Source organism: Methylocystis sp. Se48, from assembly GCF_056269425.1.
In genome coordinates this window covers 2,440,347-2,464,026 of sequence record NZ_CM149850.1, presented here as the reverse complement: position 1 = coordinate 2,464,026, position 23,680 = coordinate 2,440,347, and the positions used below count along the sequence as shown (strand labels likewise).

Below are 23,680 nucleotides of genomic sequence, written 5' to 3'. Positions count from 1 at the left end.
AGAGCCGCCCCATGGGACGGCTCCAATATTTGCGATTTTCGTAATCAGATCCGGTCCGGCTCGAACGGCAGCTCCGTCGGCTGCGAGGCCTCCTCGCGCGCCTCGCCGGCCGCCTCTTCCGCCGGCGGACGCGGTCGGCGCCGGCGGCGCGAACTCAAATGAAAGTTCACGCCTTCATGCTCGCGGGCCTGCGGGCGCTCGGCGGGCGCGAAACCTGGCTCGGGCGCTTCCGCTTCGGCCGCGGCCGGACGCGCGGGCGGCGCGGTGATGAAGGACGGCAGCTCCGGCGCCGGCTGGTCGCTCGGCTCGGCCCGCGGGAAACGGCGGTCGCGGTTGCGCTCGAAGCGGCGCGGTTCGCCCTCGCCGCCGCGTTCGCGGAACGGCGGGCGCTCCGGCCGGGGCGGCCGTTCGCCGCGCTCCGGCCGCGCATCGACGCGAATGTCGCCGATCGGGCGCTCCTCGAAGGGTTGTGGCTGGGCTTGAGGCGGCGCGAAATGCGGCTGCGACTGCTGGGGCGCGAAGGGCTGCGGCGACGACTGATAGACCGGCGGCGGCAGGCGCTCGGAGAGCGGCGCGAAACGGTCGGGCAGGGCGGCGAAATCGTCGTCGTCGTCCACGTCGACTTCCGCTTCCATCTGCGGTCGGCCGAAGCCATTCGCCTGCTGCTGGGCCTGCTGAGCCGCGGCGATCAGCCGGAAATAATGCTCGGCGTGCTGCAGCAGGCTCTCGGCCATGATCGTGTCGCCGGAGGACTGGGCGTCGCGGGCGAGCTGCAAATATTTCTCGGCGATATGCTGCGCGGTTCCGCGAATCTTGACGTCCGGCCCGTTCGATTCGTAGGAGCGGGTGAGCGGGTTGGGGCCCTTGCGCCCGCTGCGCCCCCGCATTCTCTTGTTTTGTCCTGGTCTCATCCACTCCCCCGAAAGCTTCGCACGCTCCGTGCGCGACTGACCCAAATTGTCTGCTGGACGCCGCCTGTGGCTCCTTCCGCCGGGACGACAGGACGGCGCGCGCCTGTTCTCGGGCGCACAGACATATCCGTTCAAAAGGCGCCTGGCCGCGCCCTTCCGGTCCAAATTTCCCGCCGCTTTCCGCTGCTGACCCGTTTCCGTCTCGCGCCGCGACGCCGCGCGCCCGTTTTACTCGGGGCCCGGCGAACTGAGGCTCTCGCGCATCTTCAAGGAATGCGCGCCGCTACCGTCGACGTGGCGATACTCCACCGAGATCTACAGCTTTGCCGCCGGCGTCTGCCGGCTGGTCCCGCGCGTCCGCTCGCGAGGCGGAGCCGGAAGAGATCGAGATTCCTCTCTCGATTTCGACGAACAGCTGGATTTGAGCTGACTATAGTAGCTGCGCTCCCCTGCGCCAAGTGCGGCGCCGCGCGACTCTCCCGAAAAAGCCCGGGTGTAACCATTTTGTCACTGGCGTGGCTGCGCCCGGCGGGCGGCGACGACGCGCTCATGGCCGCCCGCGTCCCGGCCGACGCGCGCGATGGCGAAACCCTTCGCGCCGAGAATGGACGCGACGCTCACCGCCTGGTCGTGACCGACTTCGAAGGCCACGAGTCCGTCCGGCGCGAGAAGCCGCGGCAGGTCCGCGACGATTTCCCGATAACAGTCGAGGCCGTCCGTTCCGCCGTCGAGCGCGAGCCGAGGGTCGTACAGCCTGACCTCGGGATCGAGCGTCGCGATGTCCGTCGCGCGCACATAGGGCGGGTTGGAAACGATCACGTCGAAGGGCCCCGCGAGCGCGTCGCCCCAACGTCCGCGCACCGCCCGCGCGCGTTCCGAAAGCCCGCAGCGCGCGAGATTTGCAGTCGTCGTCGCGCAGGCGTCCTCGGACAGGTCGACGGCGACGCAACGCGCCGCCGGCAATTCGCTCAGCAACGCGCAGGAAATGGCGCCGGTTCCCGCGCCGAGATCGAGAATCGTCAAGCGCGCGTCGCGCCTTTCGATCAGCGCCAGAGTCGTTTCGACGAGCGTTTCCGTATCCGCGCGAGGATCGAGCACATTGGGCGCGACGATGAGGTCCAGCGTCCAGAACCCGCGCTCGCCGAGGATTCGCGACACGGGTTCGCGCGCCGCTCGCCGCGCCGCGAGGCGCGACAGCGTCGACGCTTCCTCGTCCGAGAGCGGCGCTTGCGGCGCCATGGCGAGATCGAGCCGCGTCAGCCCCGCCGCCGCGCGCAACAAGGCGCGCGCGTCTTCCTGCGCGAGCGCCGCCTCGATCCCGCTCTCGACGAGATAAGCCGCGACCTCGGAGATGGCCTGCGCGCGCGAGGGCGGAGTTTCGGGCGCGCCGGCGGAAGTTCGACGCACAGGCGCCGGCGCGCTTCTCATCAAATGACTTTGGCGATCAGCGCGCCGAGGCGCCTCGCGAAGGCGGCCGGATCGACAGGCGCATCGCCGTCGGCGACGCGCGCGAGGTCGAGCAGCAGATGCATGCCGTCCGCCGCGTCCGCGCGGCCCTTGTCGCGCAACAGGGCGACGAGCGCGGTGACGGCCGGATGCCTGGCGTTGATCTCCAGCACGGGCTTGCCCAACATGGCTTTCTGTCCGCTTTGCGCGAGGATTCGCTCCAGTTGCCGGTCGAAGCCCTTGTCGGAGGCGACGAGGCAGGCGGCGCTTTCGGTCAGGCGCGTGGAGACGCGAACGTCCTCCACCGACTCTGCGAGCGTCTCCTTGAGCGCCGACACGAGTTCGCCGACGTCCGCCGACGGGGGCGACTGATCCTTCGGTTTCTCGACGAGCGGAATCAGGTCGATGTCCGCCGCGCCCTGCGTCACGGATTTGAACGGCTTACCGTCGAAGCCGAGCGCATTGCTTGTCCAATAGGGGTCCACCCGGTCGTCAAGCAGCAGGACCTCCACGCCGCGCGCGCGAAAACCTTCGAGTTGCGGGCTCGTCGCAAGCCGTTTCGCGTCGTCGCCGGCGATGTAGTAGATCGCAGTCTGGTTCTCGCGCAAATCCGCGACGTAATCCTTCAGCGTGCGCGTTTTCGTTTCTGATTTCGTGGAGGCGAAACGCGCGATCGCGAAAAGTTCGTCGCGGCGGCTCGGGTCGAAATAGAGGCCCTCCTTCAGAACGGCGCCGAAATCGTCCCAGACTTTCGCGAATTTTTCGGGTTCGTTTTCCGCAAGCTTGGTCAGTTCCTGAAGGATGCGGCCGGCGACCGCCTTGCCGATCGCGGCCAGGACGGGGCTTTTCTGCACCATCTCGCGCGAAACGTTGAGCGGAATGTCCGCGCTGTCGACGACGAGCCGCACGAAACGCAGCCACTCCGGCAGGATCTCGACGTCGCGCGAGATCAATACCCGCCGGACATAGAGCTTGGATTTGCTCTTGCGGTCGGGGTCCAGGAAATCGAACGGCCGGGAGCCGGGCACGAAGGCGAGGACCGTATATTCGTAACGGCCCTCCGCGCGCCAATGGATCGTCAGCGCCGGTTCGTCGAAGGCGCCGGAGAGCTGGCGGTAAAAATCCGTGTACTGCTCCTGCGTGATCTCCGATTTCGGCCGGGTCCACAAGGCGACGCCGTCGGCGATGCGGCGCGGCTCCTTGCCGGGCTCCTCGACGAGGTTGATAGGCGTCGAAACCGCGCCTGAATGTTCGCGAACGATGCTTTCGATTCGCCAGGGCTCAAGAAACTCTTCGCTCTCCGCGTTGAGATGGAGAGTCACGCGCGCGCCGACCGCCGGCGCGTCTTCGAGCGGGAGAGGGACGATCGCGTACGATCCCTTGCCCTGCGAGGACCACAGCCACGCCTGATCGTCGCCCGCGCGGCGCGTCGCGACCTCGACGAGATCGGCGACCATGAAGACTGAATAAAAGCCCACGCCGAATCGGCCGATGAGCGAGGCGCCCTGATCGCCGGATTCCTTGCCGAGCTTTTCGAGAAAGGCGCGCGTGCCCGAATTGGCGATGGCGCCGAGCGCGCTGATGAGTTCCTCGCGCGACATGCCGACGCCGTTGTCGGCCACAGTGAGCGTCCGCTTCTCCTTGTCCAGCGAGATGACGACGAGCGGCGCGCCGGCCTGGGCGGCGAGTTTTTCGTCGGAAAGCGATTCGTAACGCAGTTTTTCGCAGGCGTCGGCCGCGTTGGAGATCAGTTCGCGCAGAAAAACCTCGCGCTCCGAATAAACGGAGTGCGTCATCAGTTCGAGAAGCTGCGCGACATCCGCCTCGAAGCCGAATTGAGCGGCCTGCGGCGCGTCTGCTGTGGCAGCGTCGTTGGTCATGCGGTCTCCGAAAAAAGTTCCAGCTCCAAAACAGGAGCGCCTGATTTGAAGGGGAAAGAGGGCGGTCTTGCGGCCGCGATCCGTCAGTTCGTCATTCGACGCGATTTTGCAAGGCTTGGAAAACGGTTTGCTCGGCAAATTCCGGAAAAGACAGGGTCGGCGCGGGATTTCTCCCGGCCGACCCGTCCATCGCTACGACTTTGTTGACCGCCGACTTGCGATCCCGGGGGGCTGGGGGGCTGACGAAAACCGGAAAAGCGCGTCGAAGCCAGTCGCAGCAATGAGGACAAGATATTGGGCGACACGTTGGACATGCAAGAGGCCCAATCTCGGCAAGATTGTGATTTTTCTTAGATATTTGCTACGCTCAAGGCAGGTCGAAACGAATTGCGTCCTCGATAGCACAAACGGCGCTTGCCCTCTCGCCTCCATCGCGCAAACATGACAGTTGTGTGAGGAGAAGGTCGGATGGCGGAGTCGGAGCCGACGGAGCCCAGCCGTTCCCGCCCTGCGCTGGTCGTGGTCGCAGGATCGATGCGCGCGATTCAGACCGAGCGACAGGGGGGCAAGAGCGAGTCGAAAAGCGCGGGGCTGGTCTCTTTCGACCGGCGCGAACTCAACGCGCTTTTAAATCTCTACGGCGCGAAAGTGGCCGCGGGCGAGTGGCGCGATTACGCGCTCGACTTCACGCCGGCGAAGGCCGTGTTCTCGATTTTTCGACGCGCCAGCGAAGCGCCTCTTTATCGGATCGAGAAAAATCCCGAACTCGCGCGGCGCCAGGGCGCCTATGCGGTGATTGCGTCCTCCGGACTCGTGCTTCGGCGGGGACACGATCTCTCCCGCGTTCTGCGGGCGCTCGACCGCGGCCTGAAACTCGTCGGCGTGGAATAGCAAAAAAAAGCCCCGGACTCGCCGGGGCTTTCCTTGATCGCGCCAAGGTTCTCAGTCGTTGCGCTGACCAAAGAGGAACAGCAGCGACTGGAACATGTTGATGAAGTCGAGATACAGCGACAGCGCGCCGAACACGCTCTTTTTCTGCGCGACTTCGTAGCCGTCGCTCTCGAAATACATGTCCTTGATGTTCTGCGTATCCCAGGCGGTCAGGCCGGAGAAGATCAGAACGGACAGGATCGACAGCGCGAACTGAAGCCCGCTCGACTGCAGGAACAGGTTGACGAGGCCGGCGACCACGAGACCCCATACGCCCATCACGAGGAACGAACCAAAGGCGGAGAGGTCGCGCTTCGTCATATAGCCGTATATGCTCAGCCCGCCGAACGCGGCCGCCGTGATGAAGAACACCCGGGCGACGGACACGCCGGTGAAGACCAGCAGCAGCGACGACATCGACAGACCCATCACGGCCGAGAAGGCCAGGAACAGGTTGCGCGCCGTCGCGGCGGACATCGTATTGGCGCGCGCGCCGATCATGAAGACGAAGGCGAGCGGCGACAGAATGATGACCCAGCGCAGCGGCGAGGCGTAAATCATCTGTCCGAAGGGGGTCAGCATGACCTGGCCGGCCTCGACCTTCGTCACCGCCAGCATGTAGGCGCCCAGCGCCACGAGACCCGTCACGGCCAGGCCAAGCGTCATGTAGTTGTAGACGCCGAGCATGTAGGCGCGCAGGCCCTCGTCGATTTCGGCCGTGGTCGACCGAGCGACCCCGCGGCCGTAGCCGAAGCTCGTATTGCGGTCGTAGTGAGACATTGCGATCCTCTCGATCTCCAAGGCCGGTCGCGCGCGGCATTCCGCCATCGCCAACGGCCCAGCCACTATGGCTCTCTGCAATATGGCTTGGCGCATTTGATGAGGCAAGGCGCTGCCGGATGAACTCTTGTTAAGGCGCCAGCAGCCTTAAGGGATCGTTCCGGCCGCGGCTGTTGCGTCGCAAAACGGGCCGGAGGCGCGCCTGCGTCCGGGAGCGTTCGCTCGGCGGGGCGGCGGCTCGACCTCGCAGCTACAGGTCATGTTGCAGAGCGGGATAGATGACCTATTGTCGCACCCTTGCTGTCCCATGAGAATGCGCTAACATCGGCGCAACGGCGTCGTCCGACCTTCCCAGGCGCAGTGGGGATTTGCGCGACGCATTCCGAAATTTCCTGAGCGTCGCGTGTCCTTGTCACACGAAGACCAGGAGGAGAACATGAGTGACGGTGCTACAGCCTCTTGCCCTCGCCTTTTCGCTAAGTCGTTGAAGTTGCTTGCTGTCGCCGCGGCTCTGGCCTTTGTCGGATTCGCTGCCGCGCCGGCCGAAGCGCACGGGCGGCTCGGCGCCGCGGAGGGCCGCTGCCGCCTGTTCATCGGTCCAGACATCATGAACTTCACCGGCTATCTGCCGGAAGCCTCGAAGAACGAGTTCTGCGAGGACATTCCGTCGACCGGTCCCATGATCATGGTGCTGGACGCGGAGCAGGAAGAGCTGCGCGACATGAAGATCGAGCTTCGGATCGTGAAGGATGTGGGCGGCGAGGAGAAAGAGAACGAAAATCTCGAGGCCGTGACGGTCGCCTACCAGCCGCCGAAGGTGTATCCCACCGGCACGGTCAATTTCGAGCACACTTTCAAGGAAGGCGGCTACTTCGTCGGCATCGTCACGGTGACGGGCGATCACGGCGAGCGCTGGGTTTCGCGGTTCCCCTTTTCGGTCGACCGCACGTTCATGCGCGACCTGCCTGTTTACCTGACGCTCGCGATCGGCGTGATCGCTGCCTTCGCAATCTACCTCGTCCACCGTCGTCGCAACCCGCCGCCAAATATCACGACCGCCGCCGCCGCCTTCAAGACGCCGCCGGTTCCGGCCGCCGAGGCGGAATCGGATGCAGAGTCGGTCGCCGCCTCTGGCTCTCAGGGTGAAGCAGAGCCGGCCGACAAGGCCGACGGCGAAGCTAACCGCCATGATGACGACGGCGACGACGCCGAGAAATACAAGACAGCCGCGGAGTGATCAGCGCGTCGTGGGAGTTTGGTCTTTGATGATGAAATCGCCGCCCCGACCGGGGCGGCGATTTGCTTTCGGGTTCGTCTTTGGCGGCGCGCCAGCGCAAGCTCTCAGTCGTCGCCGCCGTCGATCTGCTTGCCGATGATGGCGATCGCGCGCTGATAAACGGAAGCGGCGTTCCAGGCCTGGATGGCGTCAAAATTGGGTTCGCCCGGCTGATACCCGCCGCCAGCCCGCCAACCGTGGGCGTGAAGAAAGTTCGCCGTCGACATCAACGCCGCGGAAGCATTGTCGAGATTGCCGACGCCATAGTGCAGGATGTTCTTCGGGAGGAACTGCGTTTGGCCGATCTCGCCGTGCATGGAGCCGCGCGCATTCGGCGACAGCCGGCCGCTATCGATGAGCTGGAGGGCGGCGTAGAGCTGGTCCGTGAAATATTCGGACCGCCGGCAGTCGTAGGCGAGCGTCGCGACCGCCGAAAGGGCGTGCTGGTTTCCATGCACGGCGCCGAACCCGGTCTCCATGCCCCAGATGGCGAGGAGCGGGCCCGGCGGCACGCCGTAACGGCTTTCGATGGAGGAGAAGAGGGCGGCCTGGGACCGCTTGAGTTGCCGCCCGCGCGCAACGATGGCCGACGCGCCGCGCTTCGCCATGAAGGCGTCGAGCGAAAGATGGAAGCTCTTCTGACCGCGGTCGGCCGAAATTGTCGCGGAATTGTAATGCGTGTTCATCAGCGCGTCGATGCCGGTCGCACCGACGCGGCCCCGCGCTTCCTCTGCAAATTCCTGCTTCCAGGCCTCGAAACCGCCCGCGCCATTACCGCAGCGCGCCGCCTGCGCGGGCGCCGCGCCGGCCAGCGCGGACGCCACCATCAAAATAGCGCCGGCTGTGCTTGATCTCATCATCGGCCTCCTCCTCGGGCTTTTCGAAACGCCCGCGAGCCTAAACAATTTTGTTCCAGCGGCAACCACGCGTCGTTCAATCGCGCGTATGTTCATATATTGTTCTTGCGCAATCAAGAGGCGGCGTCTAGTTTGGTCGCGTTTCAGGCGGGCAGGCCTATTTTCTGGAGCGTTAGAAATGGCGGTCAGGGTTGCGACGGTCGCTTTCGAGGGCGTCGAGGCGCGGCCGGTTGACGTGCAAGTGCAGATTTCGCCTGGGGCGGTGGTTTTCAATGTCGTGGGTCTCGGGGACAAGGCGGTCGCCGAATCGCGCGAGCGCGTTCGCGCCGCATTGATCGCCTCGGGTTTGGCGCTTCCGGCCAAGCGCATCACGGTCAATCTCGCGCCTGCCGACATGCCGAAGGAGGGAAGCCATTACGATCTTCCCATCGCCCTCGGCGTGATGGCGGCGATCGGCGCGATTCCATCCGACGCGCTGGAGGGATTCGTCGTGCTGGGCGAACTCGCGCTCGACGGAAGCCTGACGCCCGTCGCCGGGGTGCTGCCGGCGGCGGTGGCCGCCAATGCGCGGGGGCAGGGTCTCATCTGTCCACGCGACTGCGGGCCGGAGGCCGCTTGGGCCTCGCGCGACATGGACGTGCTTGCGCCGCGCTCCCTCATCCAACTCGTGAATCACATCAAGGGAACGCAGGCGCTGGCGCGGCCGGAGCCTGCGGTGCGCGCGCTCGCCGCCGATTTGGCTGACCTCTCGGACATCAAGGGGCAGGAGAGCGCCAAGCGGGCGTTGGAGATCGCCGCCGCAGGCGGGCACAATCTGCTGATGAGCGGGCCGCCCGGCGCGGGCAAATCCATGCTGGCCGCGCGCCTGCCGTCGATTCTGCCGCCGCTGACGCCACGAGAATTGCTGGAAGTGTCGATGATCCATTCCGTCGCCGGCCAGATCGCGGGCGGAGCGCTCACCGATCGCCGGCCGTTTCGCGCGCCGCACCATTCCGCCTCGATGGCGGCGCTCGTGGGCGGCGGCAGTCATGCGAAGCCCGGCGAGATTTCGCTCGCTCACAACGGCGTTCTCTTTCTCGACGAGTTGCCGGAGTTTCAGCCGCAGGTTCTCGACAGCCTGCGACAGCCGCTCGAGACGGGCGAGGTCGCCGTGTCGTGGGCGAATCATCGCGCCGTGTACCCCGCCCGGTTCCAGCTCGTCGCCGCGATGAATCCGTGCCGTTGCGGACACGCGCTCGATCCGGGCTACGCCTGCCGTCGTCAGCCCAACGAGCGCTGCGTGGCGCAATATCAGGCGCGGCTGTCGGGTCCGCTGCTCGATCGATTCGACCTCCAGATCGAAGTCCCCGCGGTGACGGCGGCGGATCTCGTCCTGCCGCCGCCCGCCGAAGGGTCGCGCGAGGTCGCCGCGCGCGTCGGCGGCGCTCGCGCCCTTCAGCGCGCCCGCTACGAGTCGCTGGGGCTTCCCGGCGTTTCGGCCAATGCGTCGGCGCCGGCTTCGGCGATCGAGCGCGTCGCCAATCTCGACGCGGCCGGGACGTCGCTGATCCGCGAGGCGTCCGACCGCTTTTCGCTGACCGCGCGCGGTTTCCATCGCGTGCTGAAGCTCGCGCGCACCATCGCCGATCTCGACGGGGCGGAACGGATCGCCCGGGGGCATCTCGCCGAGGCCTTGTCCTATCGGGCCGGTCTCTCCTCCGGGCGGATCGCGGCGTGAGCGCGGCCGAGGCGCTCGTTCTCATTGGCGCGCAAGCCGCCGTGCTGTTGCTCGGTGCGGCGATTTTCGCCGCCTTGCGCAAGGGGCGCGCCGACGGCGTCGAAGCCGAACTCGAAAAGCTTCGGGACGAGATTTGGGAGCTGCGCGCCGCCGCGGCGGCGCGGGACAAGGCGGAAGCCGCCAGTCTTGCGAAGTCGCGATTTCTCGCGACGGTCAGCCACGAAATCCGGACGCCGCTCAATGGCGTGATGGGCCTTGCGCAGCTTCTCGCCATGACGCGTCTAGACGCAGAGCAGGCGAGCTATGTCGAGGCGATCGGCGATTCGAGCCGGTCTTTGGCCCAGCTCATCGACGACATTCTGGACTTCTCGAAAATCGAAGCGGGCAAGCTCGAATTGCGGCGAGAGACTTTCGCCCTCTCGCCGGTCGTCGAATCGGCTGTCGAACTGCTCGCGCCGCGCGCCTTTGCTAAAGGTCTCGAAATCGCCAGCTATATCGCGCCGGATGCGCCGCGCGAGATCGAGGGCGATCCGGCGCGGCTGCGGCAGGTGCTGGTCAATCTCCTCGGCAACGCCGTCAATTTCACCGAGACCGGCGGCGTCGGCGTGCGCCTCCTTCGCGAGGGCGACGCCATTCGCTTCGAAGTGCGCGACACGGGGCCCGGTGTCCCGCTGACGGCGCGCGCCGCGATCTTCGAGGAGTTCGAGCAGGGCGACGGCTCGGCGACGCGGCGCCACGGCGGCACGGGCCTCGGCCTCGCCATCTCCCGGCGTCTCGTCGGCGCGATGGGCGGCGTCCTCGCGCTTGCGGAGACGTCGGAAAAAGGATCGACCTTCGCCTTTACGCTGCCTGCGCCGGCGGGCGCGGCGTCCGAGTCTGCGATCCCCCTCGAGGGCCTTCGCGCCCTGATCGTCGCCGGCAGCGTCTTCGAGGCTCCGTATCTCGCGCAGAGCCTGAGCGCCGCTGGCGCCGAAGCCGAAATCGCGGCGGGGGTGGAAGCCGGACGCGCGCGGCTTGCGGGCGCCGGCAGCCCACCCCTCGACGTGGTGATCGTGGATTGCGCGCTTGGTCCGCAGATGACGTCCGAGCTCGCCGAGTCCGCGCGGGCCGCGCAGGCCGGACGCCTGTTTCTTCTTTTCTCGCCGCTCGAACGGCGGGCTTTCGGAGAGAGCGCGCTTCGAGATTTCGACGGCTGGCTCGTCAAGCCGGTGCGGATGGCGTCGCTCGTCGCGCGGCTTTTGCGGCGGCGGCCCGACGCGCCAAGGCATGCGGCGCCGGAGCCCGTGCGCGCGCTCGACGGTCTGCATGTCCTTGTCGCGGAAGACAATGACGTCAACGCGCTCATTCTGACGCGCCATCTCGACAAGCTCGGCGCGACGACGACCCGCGCGCGCACGGGCGCCGAGGCGGCCTCGCTGGCGATTTCGGGCATGAGCGACGCGACGGCGTCGTACGACGTGATCGTCATGGATCTCTTCATGCCCGAACTCGACGGGCGCGAGGCGACGCGCCGCATCAGAGAGGCGGAAGCGCGCGCCCGCGCGGGCCGCACGCCGATACTGGCGCTAACTGCCAGCGCTCAGGAGGAAGACGAGCGCGCCGCTCGTTGCGCCGGCGTGGACGCTTTTCTCACAAAGCCGGTCGATTTCGCCGTCCTTGCTGCGACGATCGAGGAATTACGGGTCGCGCCGCGCCCGGTGGAGCGTCGGCGCGCGGGCCCCTGACGCGCAGCGATGCGGTCGGATCCCTGTTTTCGAGAGCAACGCGCGTCACGCCAGGAAATCGATCGCCGCCTGCGCGGCGGACGATTCCCTCGGATTGCGACGGCGTCTATGTCCCGACCGGCGCCATCGCGCCAAAGCGGCCGGAGCGATAATCGTCAACCGCCTGCGCGAGTTCTTCCTGCGTGTTCATCACGAAGGGGCCTTGCTGAACGACATCTTCGTCGATCGGCTCGCCGCTGAGGAGCATCAGCTTTGCGTCGGTCCGCGCCTCGAGGCGAATGTCGCCGCCGTAACGCTCGAAGACGACCGTCTCGCCGGATTGAGCATGTCCGGCGTCGTTGACGACGACCGGACCGTCGAGCACGACGGCGACGAGATTGTGTCCCTCCGGCGCGGAAAAGGCCGCCGACTTCTCGGCGTCGATGCGAGCGTCCCAGATATTCATGGGCGTCGCCGTCTGCGCGGGTCCTGTTGCGCCCGAAAATTCGCCGGCGATCACGCGCAGGAGTCCGCTGTCGTTCGGCAGATCGACCCGTGGGATCCGGGCGTCGGGCAGCGTCTGGTATCTCGGCGTCGTCATTTTGAGCCGCGCCGGGAGATTGACCCAGAGCTGAATGATCTCCAACCGTCCGCCGCTTCGCGAGAAGGTTTCCGAATGGAACTCCTCGTGCAGCACGCCGGATCCTGCCGTCATCCATTGCACGTCGCCGGGGCCGACTGTTCCGCCCGCTCCGGTCGAGTCGCGATGCGCGACCTCGCCGTCGAACACGATCGTCACGGTTTCGAAGCCGCGATGCGGGTGCGGTCCCACCCCGCGTCGATGCGCCGAGGGCGGAAAATCGACCGGCCCCGCATAATCGAAAAGAATAAAGGGACTGACCCGCTCGCCATGCTCCTTGTGCGAAAACAACGTGCGGACGGGGAACCCGTCGCCCACCCAATGAATGTCTTCCGGCGCGGGATAGACGCCGACAATCTTTCTCATGGCGACGGCTCCTTTGCGAATTATTGTGGGGCGCCGCCGAAAGAATTCAAACGCCCCCGCCCAGCCTGAGCCTTGACGCCGGCGGCGAGAGCTTCAACAAGGCCTCCGGCAAACAGCATCCGGAAAGGAATCGTCGAAATGGCCTGGATCATTCTGCTGATCGGCAGTCTTTGCGAAGTCGGCTGGCTGGTCGGCATGAAATACGCCGAGGGCTTCACGCGCTTCTGGCCCACCGTCATCATGCTGTTTTTCATGGTGGCGAGCGTCGGCTGTCTCGGCCTCGCCGTAAAGACGATACCGGCGGGCACCGCCTATGCAGTCTGGACGGGCGGCAGCGTGGCCGCCGTCACGGTGGTCGGCGTCTATCTCTTCGACGAGCCGACGACGCCGATGCGGCTCGCCTCGATCGGCTTCATCGTGCTCGGGATCATCGGCCTGCGGCTGAACGGCGTGACGGATTGACGCCGCGCCTGCGGGCGCGGCGCCTCCTGATCAGAAGTAGCTCTCGAGCGTTCCGCGCCGGCGCACGTCCAGCGTCGCGCAATGGAAGGCGCCGCCGAAGGCGGCGTAATGCAGGAAGGGAACCGGGATCGGCTCGTAGCCCCATTTCTCGACCTGCCGCATCATGTTGACGTGATGCGGATCGACGATCATGCGCTTCTCGTCGATCATGAGAATGTTCATGCTCAGCCACTTGCCGCACATGGACGTGATCTTGAGGATGCGGTCCTCGATTGGCGTCGGCTCTGGCGCGACCAGAATTTCCCACTTCTTCAGAATGTCGGGCAGTTCGTCGGGGTCGATATATTCCGGATTGATGAGGATGCGGCCTGGGCCGAGCGGCAGGATTGTCGTATCGATGTGCATGGGATTCGGGCAGCGGCTCTTGATCTCGTGGATGCGGTAGCCTTCGCCCAGATGCCGGCGCAGCCAGTCAATGCCCATCTTGTTCGTCACGTTCGAGCGCGTGACGAAGATGTCGCGGCCGCAACGGAAGAAGTCGGCGGCGTCGAACACCGGCTCGAATTCCGTGAGGATGTAGCGGATTGGCTCGCCTTTTTCCGGGAGCGTGAAGTTCGGGTCGAACAGCTCGTCCGTGAGTTGCGGCTTGGGCGCCGAGGTCCAGCGCGCCCCGCGGCGGAAATAATCCTTCAGGATCGGCCGGTAGGAGTGGGTTTCGAAATAGCGGCAGGGCCAGGCCATGGGCGTTTCGAGAATCTCATCGCCGATGACGAGCATGGAGTCGCGCGGGCAGGAGTTGCAGAAGCCGCGCGAGGACCAGTAGGGCGTCGAGAATTTGGCCTTGTGGTTGAAGGGCTCCGGCCGGGTCACCTTGACGCCGAGCGATTCCAGAACCTTGATGAAATTGTCGAGTTCTTCCTGGGCGGGTTCGACCATGAATTTGGGGAATCGGAACCCGGCCGCGAGCGCCTGCGCCCGCGCGGCCATGCCGGGAATGTTGCAGGTGACGACGGGGTGGTCGGAGGGAATGGTCGAGCCCTCGAGGCGGCCGACAATGATTTCCTCCAGCGGATCCCATTCATTGTGCGAATTGACAGGGCTTTCCGAGGCAATCGTTTCTGACAATGGCGCGTGGACGTTCATTCAAGCGGCCCCTTCCCCTTCCGGTTGCTTTATGTTTTGGCGCGCCCGGTCTGGCCGAGCCGAGCTGAATATGTCGGAAGTGGCAGTTATGTCCACCTCCGCCCTTGCAATCGGGGCCGACTTCGCCTTATAAGCCGCGCTTCCGAACCGCCCGGCCAGTTTATGGGCTGCCGTGGCGGTTCTTTTCGCTTGCGCGAAACGCGCCATCAAGGTCCAGCGGAAAAGGTCCACTGGACCGGGGCGCGCAAGGATCAACGGGGCTGTGGCCCAGGAGAGCAAAATGCCCAAGCTGAAGACGAAATCCGGCGCCAAGAAGCGCTTCAAGATCACCGGAACCGGCAAGGTGGTGTACGCCCAGCAGGGCAAGCGCCACGGCATGATCAAGCGCACGAACAAGCAGATCAGAAATCTGCGCGGGACGAACGTTCTGTTCAAGACGGACGGCGACAACGTCAAGAAATACTTCCTGCCGAACGGCTGACCTCGTCCCGGATCAAAAGCAGAATTCTGAAGGAGTTTCGTCATGGCTCGCGTCAAACGGGGCGTCACGTCCCACGCCAAGCACAAGAAAACGCTGAAGGCGGCCAAGGGCTTCTATGGCCGTCGCAAGAATACGATCCGCACCGCCAAGGCGGCGGTCGATCGCGCGATGCAATACGCCACGCGCGACCGCAAGGCCAAGAAGCGCACCTTCCGCGCGCTCTGGATCCAGCGCCTCAACGCCGCCGTGCGCGAACATGGGCTGACCTATTCGCGCTTCATCGACGGTCTCGCCAAGGCGGGCGTCGCCGTCGACCGCAAGGTTCTCTCGCAGCTCGCGATCGAGCAACCGGAGGCTTTCGCGGCCATCGTGGCGCAGGCGAAGAGCGCGCTGCCGCAGGCCGCCTGATCCGCCGCATCCCTGCGGTCCGCAAGGATTTTTTGAAGGCGCCCGCCAGGATGTCCGGCGGGCGCTTTTCGTTTTTCCAGGGGCGTCGGCTTTCTGGCCTTTGCGGACGTCGATGTTCGCGCCGTCTCGACGTCGCCGTCCCGCGCGGATAACACTGCGGCGCGGAACGGCGGCGAGGCGAGGCTGAGATGAGCGATTATGACATTCTGGTCGTCGGCGGCGGGCCGGGCGGCTATGTGGCGGCGATCCGCGCCGCGCAGCTCGGTTTGAAGACGGCGGTGGTCGAGCGCGAGCATCTCGGCGGCATCTGCCTCAACTGGGGTTGCATTCCAACGAAGGCGCTTCTGCGCTCGGCGGAAATCTACCGGCTCGCTTCCGACGGCGCGCGTTTTGGCGTCACCGGCGCGGCGCCCGGTTTCGACGCGGCGCGGATCGTGGCGCGCTCGCGAGAGGCGGCGGGGCGGCTCAACGCCGGCGTGGGCTTCCTGCTCAAGAAGAACAAGGTCGACGTCATCTGGGGCGAGGCGACGCTTCAGGGCGGGGGCGCGGTGAAGGTCGCCGCGCCGGCCAAGGCCCCCGTGACGCCGCAACTGCCCGCGCCGAAGACGACGCTGGGGGAGGGCGTCTATCAGGCGAAGCACGTCATCCTCGCGACCGGCGCGCGCCCGCGCGTTCTGCCGGGGCTCGAGCCTGACGGACGCCTCGTCTGGACCTATTTCGAGGCGCTGAAGCCGGAGCGCTTCCCCAAGTCTCTCCTCGTCGTCGGCGCCGGCGCGATCGGAGTCGAATTCGCCTCCTTCTTCCGCACCTTCGGCGTCGAGGTGACGCTCGTCGAAGCCTTGCCGCAAATCCTGCCCGCCGAGGACGCCGAGATCGCGGCCCTCGCGCGCAAGAGTTTCGAGAAGCAGGGGATAAAGGTCAGGACGGCGACGATCGTCGCCGGGCTGGAGAGGAAGGCCGATAGCGTCGTCGCGACGCTGAAGACGGCCGATGGCGCGATCGAGACGCTCGACGTTGAGCGCGTGCTTTCGGCGGCGGGCGTCGTCGCCAATGTCGAAGATCTCGGGCTGGAAGCGCTCGGCGTCGCGTTGGAGAAAGGCGTCGTAAAGACCGACGGCGTGGGGCGCACGAATGTAGCCGGCGTCTACGCCATCGGCGATGTCGCCGGGGGCCCGATGCTCGCGCACAAGGCGGAACATGAGGGCGTCGCCTGCGTCGAGGCGATCGCCGGCCTCGATCCCCATCCGCTCGACAAATCGCGCGTGCCCGGCTGCACCTATTGCCATCCGCAGGTGGCGTCGGTGGGTCTCACGGAGGACAAGGCGAAGGCGGCGGGTTACGATATTCGCGTCGGGCGCTTTCCCTATCTCGGCAACGGGAAGGCCATTGCGCTCGGAGAGCCGGAGGGGCTCGTGAAGACGATTTTCGATAGGAAGACGGGGCGGCTCCTTGGCGCGCATCTCGTCGGCGCTGAGGCGACGGAACTCATTCAGGGCTTCGTCATCGCGATGAATCTGGAGACGACGGAAGAGGAGCTGATCCACACGATCTTCCCGCATCCGACGCTCTCCGAGACGATGCACGAGAGCGTGCTGGACGCCTACGGGCGCGTGATTCACGTTTGATGGTCTCCCGCGCGGAGCGGGGACGAGGCTGCTTGAACGCGAGACGAGCGCCGCTATCTCTCCAATTGGTCCCGAACTGGAAAGGGCGAGCCCGTGCGCGTCAAATTGCTGGCTTCGACAATCGCCTTCTCGCTTTACGCGACCGCCGCCCTCGCCATGCTGAAACCCGGCGACGCCGCGCCGGACTTCTCGATTCAGGCCGCGCAGGGCGGAAAGGACTTCGTCTTCTCGCTCAAGGATGCGCTGAAGAAAGGCCCCGTCGTCCTCTATTTCTATCCAAAGTCTTTCACGAGCGTCTGCACGGAGGAGGCGCATGAATTCGCCGAGGCGATGGATCAATTCGCCGCGATGAACGCTTCGGTCATCGGCGTCTCGGGCGACAAGATCGAGACGCAACGCGAATTCTCCACCAAGGAATGCCGCGACAAATTCCCAGTGGGCGCCGATCCCGGCTTCAAGGTGATCACGGCCTATGAGGCGTCCTTCGACCTGCCCGTGGCGGGACCAATGTTCGCGAGCCGCATCTCCTATGTGATCTCGCCGGAGGGGAAGATTTTGTCGGCCGTCTCTGACTCCGGCGCGACGAAACATATCGAGAGCGCGCTGCAAGTCGTGCGGGACTGGGCGAAAGGCCGTAAGTGACGGCGTCGCCGTTTGGTGACAAACTCTCTTGAAAACGCCGGGCATCTATCCGTTTCTCCAGCAAGGCGCGCTCGGCTGCGCGCTCTCGCGCACGGAAGGAACGCGGCTTGGAAAAAGATTCTGCGTCAAAGGCCAGCGAAGCGACGAGCCGCATGCGGGCCGCCGTCCACCCCATCGGCGACCTTCTCGCCGAAGGATTTCACTTTCTTGGCCTGTTCGCCATTGGCGGCGCGACGGTCTGGGCGGCCGTCAAGGCTTTCATCGAGATGACCGGCAAGGGCCACGCCTCGATCGAAGACCTGTTGTTGCTGTTCATCTACCTGGAGATCGGGTCGATGGTCGGCATCTATTTCAAAACCAATCATATGCCGGTGCGTTTTCTTCTTTATGTCGGCATTACCGCGCTGACGCGTCACATGATCGGCTATGTGCAGAAAGACGCGCCGCCGGATATGGGCGTCCTCATCCTCGCCGGCGGCACGTTGATCCTCGCGCTCGCGGTTTTCGTCATCCGCTACGCGTCGTTCCATTATCCCTCGCCGGACGCGGGCCCGTCCGGCCGCGAGACGGCGTAGAATCTACGCCTTCCCCTCCGGCAGGTTCAGCCGGATATGCAGTTCGCGGAGCTGCTTCATGGTCGCCTCCGACGGCGCTCCCATGAGCAGGTCTTCCGCGCGCTGGTTCATGGGGAAGAGCGTGACCTCGCGCAGGTTCTCTTCCTCGGCAAGAAGCATCACGATGCGGTCGACGCCGGGCGCGATGCCGCCATGGGGCGGGGCGCCGTATTGGAAGGCGCGATACATGCCGCCGAATTTCTCGATCAGCACGTCCTCGCCATAGCCCGCGATTTCGAAAGCCTTCTTCATGATCTCCGGGCGATGGTTACGAATGGCGCCCGAGGACAGCTCCACGCCGTTGCAGACGATGTCGTATTGATAGGCGAGGATGTCGAGCGGATCTTTCGTCTCCAGCGCCTCCATGCCGCCCTGCGGCATGGAGAAGGGATTGTGCGAGAAGTCGATCTTCTTGTCTTCCTCGTTCCACTCATACATCGGGAAGTCGACGATCCAGCAGAATTCGAACACGTCCGTCTTGGAAAGGCCAAGCTCCGCGCCGATGCGGATGCGCGCCATGCCCGCGAGCTTGGCGGCGGGCGTCTCGGCCCCGGCAGAGAAGAACACTGCGTCGCCGGCCTGCACGCCGGCCTTTGCGGCGATGGCCGCCTGCACGTCGGCGGGGATGAATTTCGCGATCGGTCCCTTGCCGACGAGCGCGCCGCCCTCTTCCTCGAAGATGATGTAGCCCAGCCCCGGCGCGCCTTCCGAGCGCGCCCAGTCATTGAGCTTGTCGAAGAAGCTGCGCGGCTGCGCGGCTGCGCCGGGCGCGGGGATGGCGCGCACGGTCTTGCCCTTGAAGGCCTTGAACGAAACGCTCTCGCCCTCGAACTCCTCCGAGACGTCGACAATGATCAGCGGATTGCGCAGATCCGGCTTGTCGGAGCCATATTTCAGCATGGCCTCGCGGAAGGGGATGCGCGGGAATTTCTGCGTGACCGGCTTGCCGTTGGAAAATTCCTCGAAGACGCCGCGCAGCACGGGCTCCATAGCCTCGAACACGTCTTCCTGCGTGACGAAGCTCATCTCGACGTCGAGCTGGTAGAACTCGCCGGGCGAGCGGTCGGCTCTGGCGTCCTCGTCGCGGAAACAGGGCGCGATCTGGAAATAGCGGTCGAAGCCCGCGACCATGAGCAGCTGCTTGAACTGCTGGGGCGCCTGCGGCAGCGCGTAGAACTTGCCGGGGTGGAGGCGCGAGGGCACGAGGAAGTCGCGCGCGCCTTCCGGCGAGGAGGCGGTCAGGATCGGGGTCTGGAACTCGAAGAAGCCGCCGGCCTTCATGCGCGAGCGGATGCTGTCGATGATCCGCCCGCGCAGCATGATGTTATTGTGCAGCTTCTCGCGGCGCAGATCGAGGAAGCGGTATTTGAGGCGAATGTCCTCGGGATAGTTCACGTCGCCGAACACCGGCATGGGCAATTCGCCCGCCGGACCCAGCACCTCGATCTCGCTCACATAGACTTCGACCTGACCGGTCGGCATGTCCGGGTTCTCGGTGCCGGCCGGGCGCTTGCGCACTTCGCCGTCGAGACGCACGACCCATTCCGAGCGCAGCTTCTCGGCCTCGGCGAAGGCGGGCGAATCGGGGTCCGCCACGCATTGGGTGAGGCCGTAATGATCGCGCAGGTCGATGAACAGCACGCCGCCATGGTCGCGGATGCGGTGGCACCAGCCGGAGAGGCGGATTTTCTGACCCGCGAGCGCTTCGTTGGGCTCTCCGCAGGTGTGCGAACGGTAGCGATGCATGGGCCGCTTTCGAGTGGAAAAATGCAAGGAATGCCGGAAGCCCGGCGCGTGGGCGCCAAGAAGCGCAATGGCCTTGCCCCTGTCAAGCCGCGCGGGGCCGGCGCCGATTTCCCGAAGACGGCCCGGCGGCGCGCCTGAAAAAACAGCCCTCGTCCGCACAATTGTTTAGACCTATCTGCTATTGTGCGTCCGCGAAGCCGAACGGAAATCGCCCGACCCCGGGCCGGGCCGGGGCGGCGGCAAGACGAAAACCGATGACGAAATGGGTCTATAATTTCAGCGCAGGCCGGTCCGAAGGATCGGCGGCCATGCGAGACCTTCTGGGCGGCAAGGGCGCAAATCTCGCCGAGATGGCGTCGCTCGGCCTGCCGGTTCCGCCGGGCTTCACCATCACCACCGATGTCTGCGCCTATTTCTACGCCAATGGGCGGAGCTTCCCGGCCGATCTCGAAGCGCAGGTCGACGCCGCCATGGCGGAGATCGGCCGCGTGGCCGGCCACGCCTTCAACGACCCGAAATGGCCTCTGCTCGTCTCCGTGCGCTCGGGCGCCCGCGCCTCCATGCCCGGCATGATGGACACGGTGCTCAACCTCGGTCTCAACGACGAGACGGTCGAGGCGCTGGCCAATTATTCCGGTGACGCCCGTTTCGCCTGGGATTGCTACCGCCGCTTCATCGAGATGTATTCCTCCGTCGTGCTCGGCGTGGAGCATCACATTTTCGAGGAGGCGCTGGAGGAGCTGAAAGAGAGCAAGGGCTTCACGCTCGACACCCAGCTCTCGGCTGACGACTGGCGGGCGGCGACGGCGCGCTTCAAGGCGATCGTCGAGGCCAACGCCGGCGCCGAGTTTCCGCAGGATCCGCGCGAGCAGCTCTGGGGCGCCATTCGGGCGGTGTTCGCCTCCTGGATGAATCATCGCGCCATCGTCTACCGGCACCTTCACAATATCCCCGAGAGCTGGGGGACAGCCGTGAACGTGCAGGCGATGGTGTTCGGCAATATGGACGCCAATTCCGCGACCGGCGTCGCCTTCACGCGCAACCCCTCGACCGGCGTCAAGGAGCTTTACGGCGAATATCTGATGAACGCCCAGGGCGAGGACGTGGTCGCCGGCCTGCGCACGCCGCAGCCGTTGACGGAGGCGGCGAGCCGCGCCTCACCCGGCGAAAAGATTTCGCTCGAAGCGGCGATGCCCAATGTCTTCGCGGAATTCGCCGCGGTGGCGGACAGGCTCGAACGCCATTACCGCGACATGCAGGACATGGAGTTCACGATCGAGCGCGGCAAATTGTGGATGCTCCAGACGCGCAGCGGCAAACGCACGGCGCGGGCCGCGCTCAAGCTCGCCGTCGACATGGCGAACGAAGGGCTCATTTCCCGCGACGAGGCGCTGCTGCGCGTCGAGCCGAGGTCCCTCGACCAGCTGCTGCATCCGACGATCGACCCGGCGGCGCGGCGCGACATCCTCGCCACGGGCCTGCCCGCGTCGCCCGGCGCGGCCTTCGGCGAGATCGTCTTCAACCCGGAGGAGGCGGAGACGCTCGCGACCTCCGGCCGCAAGGTCATTCTCGTGCGCACCGAGACGAGCCCCGAGGACATCCACGGGATGCACGCCGCGGAAGGCATTCTCACCGCGCGCGGCGGCATGACCTCGCACGCCGCGGTCGTCGCGCGCGGCATGGGCAAGCCCTGCGTCACGGGCGCGGGCGCGCTGCGCATCGACTACGAGGATCAGAGCTTCACGGTCGCGGGCAAGCGCTTCGCAAAGGGCGACAAGATCACCATCGACGGTTCGGCGGGCCATGTCATCGCCGGCGAGGTGAAGATGCAGCGGCCCGAACTCACCGGCGAATTCGCCGTGCTGATGGGCTGGGCGGACGAGGTGCGCCGGCTCAAGGTGCGCGCCAACGCCGAGACGCCGTCAGACGCGCGCGCCGCGCGCCGCTTCGGCGCCGAGGGCATCGGGCTCGCGCGCACGGAGCACATGTTCTTCGAGGGCGAGCGCATCGTCGCCGTGCGGGAGATGATTCTCGCCGACGACGCGGAAGGCCGCCGCGCCGCGCTCGCGAAGCTGCTGCCGATCCAGCGCGAGGATTTCAAGCATCTTTTCGAGATCATGGCCGGCCTGCCGGTCACGATCCGTCTGCTGGATCCGCCTTTGCACGAATTCCTGCCGCACAGCGACTCGGAACTCGCCGCCGTCGCCCGCGCCATGGGCGCGGACCCGGTCAAGCTGAGGCGCCGCGCCCTGCAGCTTTCCGAATTCAATCCCATGCTCGGTTTCCGCGGCGTGCGTCTCGCCGTCGTCTTCCCCGAGATCGTGGATATGCAGGCGCGCGCGATTTTCGAGGCGGCGATCGAGGCGAGTCTCTCCACCGGCGAGCCGGCGCAAATCGAGATCATGGCGCCGCTCGTCTTCGCCCGCGCGGAGCTCGATCTCGTGAAGGCGCGCGTGGAGGCCATGGCGACCCTCGTCGAGGACGAAACGGGCATCCGTCCCCGCTACCACATCGGCACGATGATCGAACTGCCGCGCGCCGCCTTGCGCGCCGGAGACATCGCGCCGTCGGCCGACTTCTTTTCCTTCGGCACCAACGACCTCACCCAGACGACGCTCGGCATTTCGCGCGACGACGCGGGCTCGTTCCTCGGCGTTTATGTGGAGAAGGGCGTGCTGCCGAACGATCCCTTCGTGTCGATCGATCAGGAGGGCGTGGGCGAACTCGTCGCGCTCGGCTGCCAGCGCGCCCGCGCGGCGCAGCCGGAGATCTCCCTTGGCGTCTGTGGCGAGCATGGCGGCGACCCGGCGTCGGTCGCGTTCTTCGATAGGATCGGGATCGATTATGTGTCCTGTTCGCCCTTCCGCGTGCCAATTGCGCGGCTGGCTGCGGCGCAGGCGGCGCTCGGCAAAACCGCCGAAGACCGCGCCTGAAAAAGGCGCCGCCAGATCGGCGGCGCTCAACAGAGGGGATGGCTCACCTGTCTCGCGCCCGGGCTTTGGAGCACGGAAACCCGGGCGCTCGCCTCAATTGATCATTTTGACGGTGCGGCCGACCTCGGGCGCGCCCTGTTCGCCCTGCGGAGCGATCCAATCCGGCACCCAGGTGAGCGCTACGACGACGAACGCCGCGAAGGCGGCGATCCAGATGATGGATTTGCTGACTTCTTCGCCACTGTGAACGGACATCGCCATATCAGAATCCTCCTCGATGCTGATAAGACCGCGCCGCGATCTTGTTCTAGCATCAGATCACGGCGCGCCTGCCCTTGATGAGTTAGCGAGGCCAGCGCCTGCGACAAGACGACGCAGCAAAAAAATTTGAAGAGGCCTTGCGTCGCCCTCACGCGCTCTCGAGTTCCTCGCCCCTGTGGTTTGCCTCGAAGCGCCGCACGATCAGCCGAACCATATAGAGGCCGAATTCCGGGTTCTGGAAATAGATCTGCTCGAACTGTTCATAGGTGATGGTGAGCAAGCGGACGTCGGTGAGGCATCGGGCAGAGGCGGTTCGCTTCCCGTGTTCCGTGAACAACGCCATCTCTCCGAAAATCGCGCCGGCTTCGAGGACGACGCCGCGCTCGACGATCTCGACCTGTCCCTCGGTCAGGAGAAAGGCCTCGTTCGCCGGGTCGCCTTTCTCGAAGATGAAATCCGTCGCCCGCACGGTCCTGGGATGCATGAAGGGTTTGAGCCATTCGATGTTCAGATCGCCGTTATTGGCTTCCCGCACGCTGTCGATGAGGCGGCGCATCTCGCGCAGGCGCGTCGCGTTCAGCGGGAAGTTGATTGCGTGTTTCACGATCGTCGGCAGATTGCCGGTCACGAGACCGAGCGTGACGCCGAGCAGATTGCCCGTCATGGCGGTGATGCGCAGCGGGATCATCCGTTTCATATAGGCGGCGCCAATGACGGTCGCGGCTTCCGCCCAGGCGAGCGCGGCGAGGGCGATCGCGCCCGTCTCCTTGCCATAGTCGGAGGCGGCCCAGTTCGTCACCGCGTCGATCAGGCTCCCGGACATATGCGCTCCCTTGGTTCGAGGCCGCGCTTAGCCTCT

The 23,680-nt window shown here is 65.5% G+C and carries 21 protein-coding genes; 11 read left to right on the top strand and 10 right to left on the bottom strand.

The annotated features are described in order from the left end of the window. Nucleotides 1-44 precede the first annotated feature (44 nt). From ACV959_RS12135 to htpG, 3 genes are all read right to left on the bottom strand, one after another. The gene (locus tag ACV959_RS12135) at nt 45-887 is read right to left on the bottom strand and encodes a DUF4167 domain-containing protein (protein WP_475736849.1); all 843 of its coding nucleotides are present in this window, start codon (nt 885-887) and stop codon (nt 45-47) included. Nucleotides 888-1,418: 531 nt separating this feature from the next. Then, on the bottom strand, nt 1,419-2,318 hold the full coding sequence (gene prmC, locus ACV959_RS12130) for a peptide chain release factor N(5)-glutamine methyltransferase (RefSeq protein WP_475736848.1): 900 nt from the start codon (nt 2,316-2,318) through the stop codon (nt 1,419-1,421). A gap of 20 nt (nt 2,319-2,338) precedes the next feature. Then, complete coding sequence (htpG, locus tag ACV959_RS12125; protein WP_475736847.1) at nt 2,339-4,237, bottom strand: molecular chaperone HtpG; 1,899 nt, start codon at nt 4,235-4,237, stop codon at nt 2,339-2,341. A gap of 468 nt (nt 4,238-4,705) precedes the next feature. Here htpG and ACV959_RS12120 point away from each other — a divergent pair, with 468 nt between their 5' ends. Continuing rightward, on the top strand, nt 4,706-5,128 hold the full coding sequence (locus ACV959_RS12120; RefSeq protein WP_475736846.1) for a DUF2794 domain-containing protein: 423 nt from the start codon (nt 4,706-4,708) through the stop codon (nt 5,126-5,128). 51 nt (nt 5,129-5,179) lie between these two features. On the opposite strand, the gene ACV959_RS12115 is transcribed toward ACV959_RS12120, so the two are convergent. Continuing rightward, nucleotides 5,180-5,947, bottom strand: a complete 768-nt coding sequence (locus tag ACV959_RS12115; RefSeq protein WP_475736845.1) for a Bax inhibitor-1/YccA family protein — start codon at nt 5,945-5,947, stop codon at nt 5,180-5,182. Nucleotides 5,948-6,350: 403 nt separating this feature from the next. Here ACV959_RS12115 and ACV959_RS12110 point away from each other — a divergent pair, with 403 nt between their 5' ends. Further along, nucleotides 6,351-7,184 (top strand): hypothetical protein, encoded by an 834-nt coding sequence (locus ACV959_RS12110; protein ID WP_475736844.1) that lies wholly within the window; start codon nt 6,351-6,353, stop codon nt 7,182-7,184. Between the two features lie 104 nt (nt 7,185-7,288). Here ACV959_RS12110 and ACV959_RS12105 read toward each other — a convergent pair whose 3' ends face one another. Next, nucleotides 7,289-8,080 (bottom strand): lytic murein transglycosylase, encoded by a 792-nt coding sequence (locus tag ACV959_RS12105; protein ID WP_475736843.1) that lies wholly within the window; start codon nt 8,078-8,080, stop codon nt 7,289-7,291. Between the two features lie 178 nt (nt 8,081-8,258). Between ACV959_RS12105 and ACV959_RS12100 the strand changes: the two genes are divergently transcribed. Then, nucleotides 8,259-9,797 carry a YifB family Mg chelatase-like AAA ATPase gene (locus ACV959_RS12100; RefSeq protein ID WP_475736842.1) on the top strand — a complete coding sequence of 513 codons (1,539 nt, stop codon included), beginning with the start codon at nt 8,259-8,261 and terminating at the stop codon, nt 9,795-9,797. Further along, nucleotides 9,794-11,521, top strand: coding sequence for an ATP-binding protein (locus ACV959_RS12095; protein ID WP_475736841.1), 1,728 nt, complete (start codon nt 9,794-9,796; stop codon nt 11,519-11,521). The genes ACV959_RS12100 and ACV959_RS12095 overlap by 4 nt, the downstream gene beginning before the upstream one ends. A gap of 106 nt (nt 11,522-11,627) precedes the next feature. On the opposite strand, the gene ACV959_RS12090 is transcribed toward ACV959_RS12095, so the two are convergent. Next, a complete protein-coding gene (locus ACV959_RS12090; RefSeq protein ID WP_475736840.1) occupies nt 11,628-12,506 on the bottom strand; it encodes a pirin family protein in 879 nt (292 codons plus the stop codon). A 138-nt stretch (nt 12,507-12,644) separates the two neighbouring features. On the opposite strand from ACV959_RS12090, the gene ACV959_RS12085 reads away from it, so the two are divergent. Beyond that, nucleotides 12,645-12,968 (top strand): DMT family transporter, encoded by a 324-nt coding sequence (locus ACV959_RS12085; RefSeq protein WP_475736839.1) that lies wholly within the window; start codon nt 12,645-12,647, stop codon nt 12,966-12,968. A gap of 30 nt (nt 12,969-12,998) precedes the next feature. Here ACV959_RS12085 and ACV959_RS12080 read toward each other — a convergent pair whose 3' ends face one another. After that, entirely contained in the window at nt 12,999-14,111 is a 1,113-nt protein-coding gene (locus ACV959_RS12080) for an amidinotransferase (protein WP_475736838.1), read from the bottom strand. 280 nt (nt 14,112-14,391) lie between these two features. On the opposite strand from ACV959_RS12080, the gene rpmI reads away from it, so the two are divergent. The 5 genes from rpmI (at nt 14,392) to ACV959_RS12055 (ending at nt 17,842) form a co-directional block, all read left to right on the top strand. After that, nucleotides 14,392-14,592 carry a 50S ribosomal protein L35 gene (gene rpmI, locus ACV959_RS12075; RefSeq protein ID WP_014890449.1) on the top strand — a complete coding sequence of 67 codons (201 nt, stop codon included), beginning with the start codon at nt 14,392-14,394 and terminating at the stop codon, nt 14,590-14,592. Nucleotides 14,593-14,634: 42 nt separating this feature from the next. After that, entirely contained in the window at nt 14,635-15,000 is a 366-nt protein-coding gene (gene rplT, locus ACV959_RS12070) for a 50S ribosomal protein L20 (RefSeq protein ID WP_475736837.1), read from the top strand. A gap of 188 nt (nt 15,001-15,188) precedes the next feature. Next, nucleotides 15,189-16,625: a dihydrolipoyl dehydrogenase gene (gene lpdA, locus ACV959_RS12065; RefSeq protein WP_475736836.1), complete on the top strand. Its 1,437-nt coding sequence runs from the start codon at nt 15,189-15,191 to the stop codon at nt 16,623-16,625. A 156-nt stretch (nt 16,626-16,781) separates the two neighbouring features. Further along, entirely contained in the window at nt 16,782-17,267 is a 486-nt protein-coding gene (locus tag ACV959_RS12060) for a peroxiredoxin (protein ID WP_475739657.1), read from the top strand. A gap of 107 nt (nt 17,268-17,374) precedes the next feature. Continuing rightward, nucleotides 17,375-17,842, top strand: coding sequence for a phosphate-starvation-inducible protein PsiE (locus ACV959_RS12055; protein ID WP_475736835.1), 468 nt, complete (start codon nt 17,375-17,377; stop codon nt 17,840-17,842). A 3-nt stretch (nt 17,843-17,845) separates the two neighbouring features. Here ACV959_RS12055 and aspS read toward each other — a convergent pair whose 3' ends face one another. Beyond that, on the bottom strand, nt 17,846-19,627 hold the full coding sequence (aspS, locus tag ACV959_RS12050; RefSeq protein ID WP_475736834.1) for an aspartate--tRNA ligase: 1,782 nt from the start codon (nt 19,625-19,627) through the stop codon (nt 17,846-17,848). Nucleotides 19,628-19,881: 254 nt separating this feature from the next. Here aspS and ppdK point away from each other — a divergent pair, with 254 nt between their 5' ends. Continuing rightward, nucleotides 19,882-22,560 carry a pyruvate, phosphate dikinase gene (gene ppdK, locus ACV959_RS12045; RefSeq protein WP_475736833.1) on the top strand — a complete coding sequence of 893 codons (2,679 nt, stop codon included), beginning with the start codon at nt 19,882-19,884 and terminating at the stop codon, nt 22,558-22,560. Nucleotides 22,561-22,653: 93 nt separating this feature from the next. Here the strand turns inward: ppdK and ACV959_RS12040 are convergent, their stop codons facing one another. After that, on the bottom strand, nt 22,654-22,821 hold the full coding sequence (locus ACV959_RS12040; RefSeq protein WP_475736832.1) for a hypothetical protein: 168 nt from the start codon (nt 22,819-22,821) through the stop codon (nt 22,654-22,656). A 148-nt stretch (nt 22,822-22,969) separates the two neighbouring features. Next, the gene (locus ACV959_RS12035) at nt 22,970-23,644 is read right to left on the bottom strand and encodes a Crp/Fnr family transcriptional regulator (RefSeq protein ID WP_475736831.1); all 675 of its coding nucleotides are present in this window, start codon (nt 23,642-23,644) and stop codon (nt 22,970-22,972) included. Between the last annotated feature and the right edge of the window lie 36 nt (nt 23,645-23,680).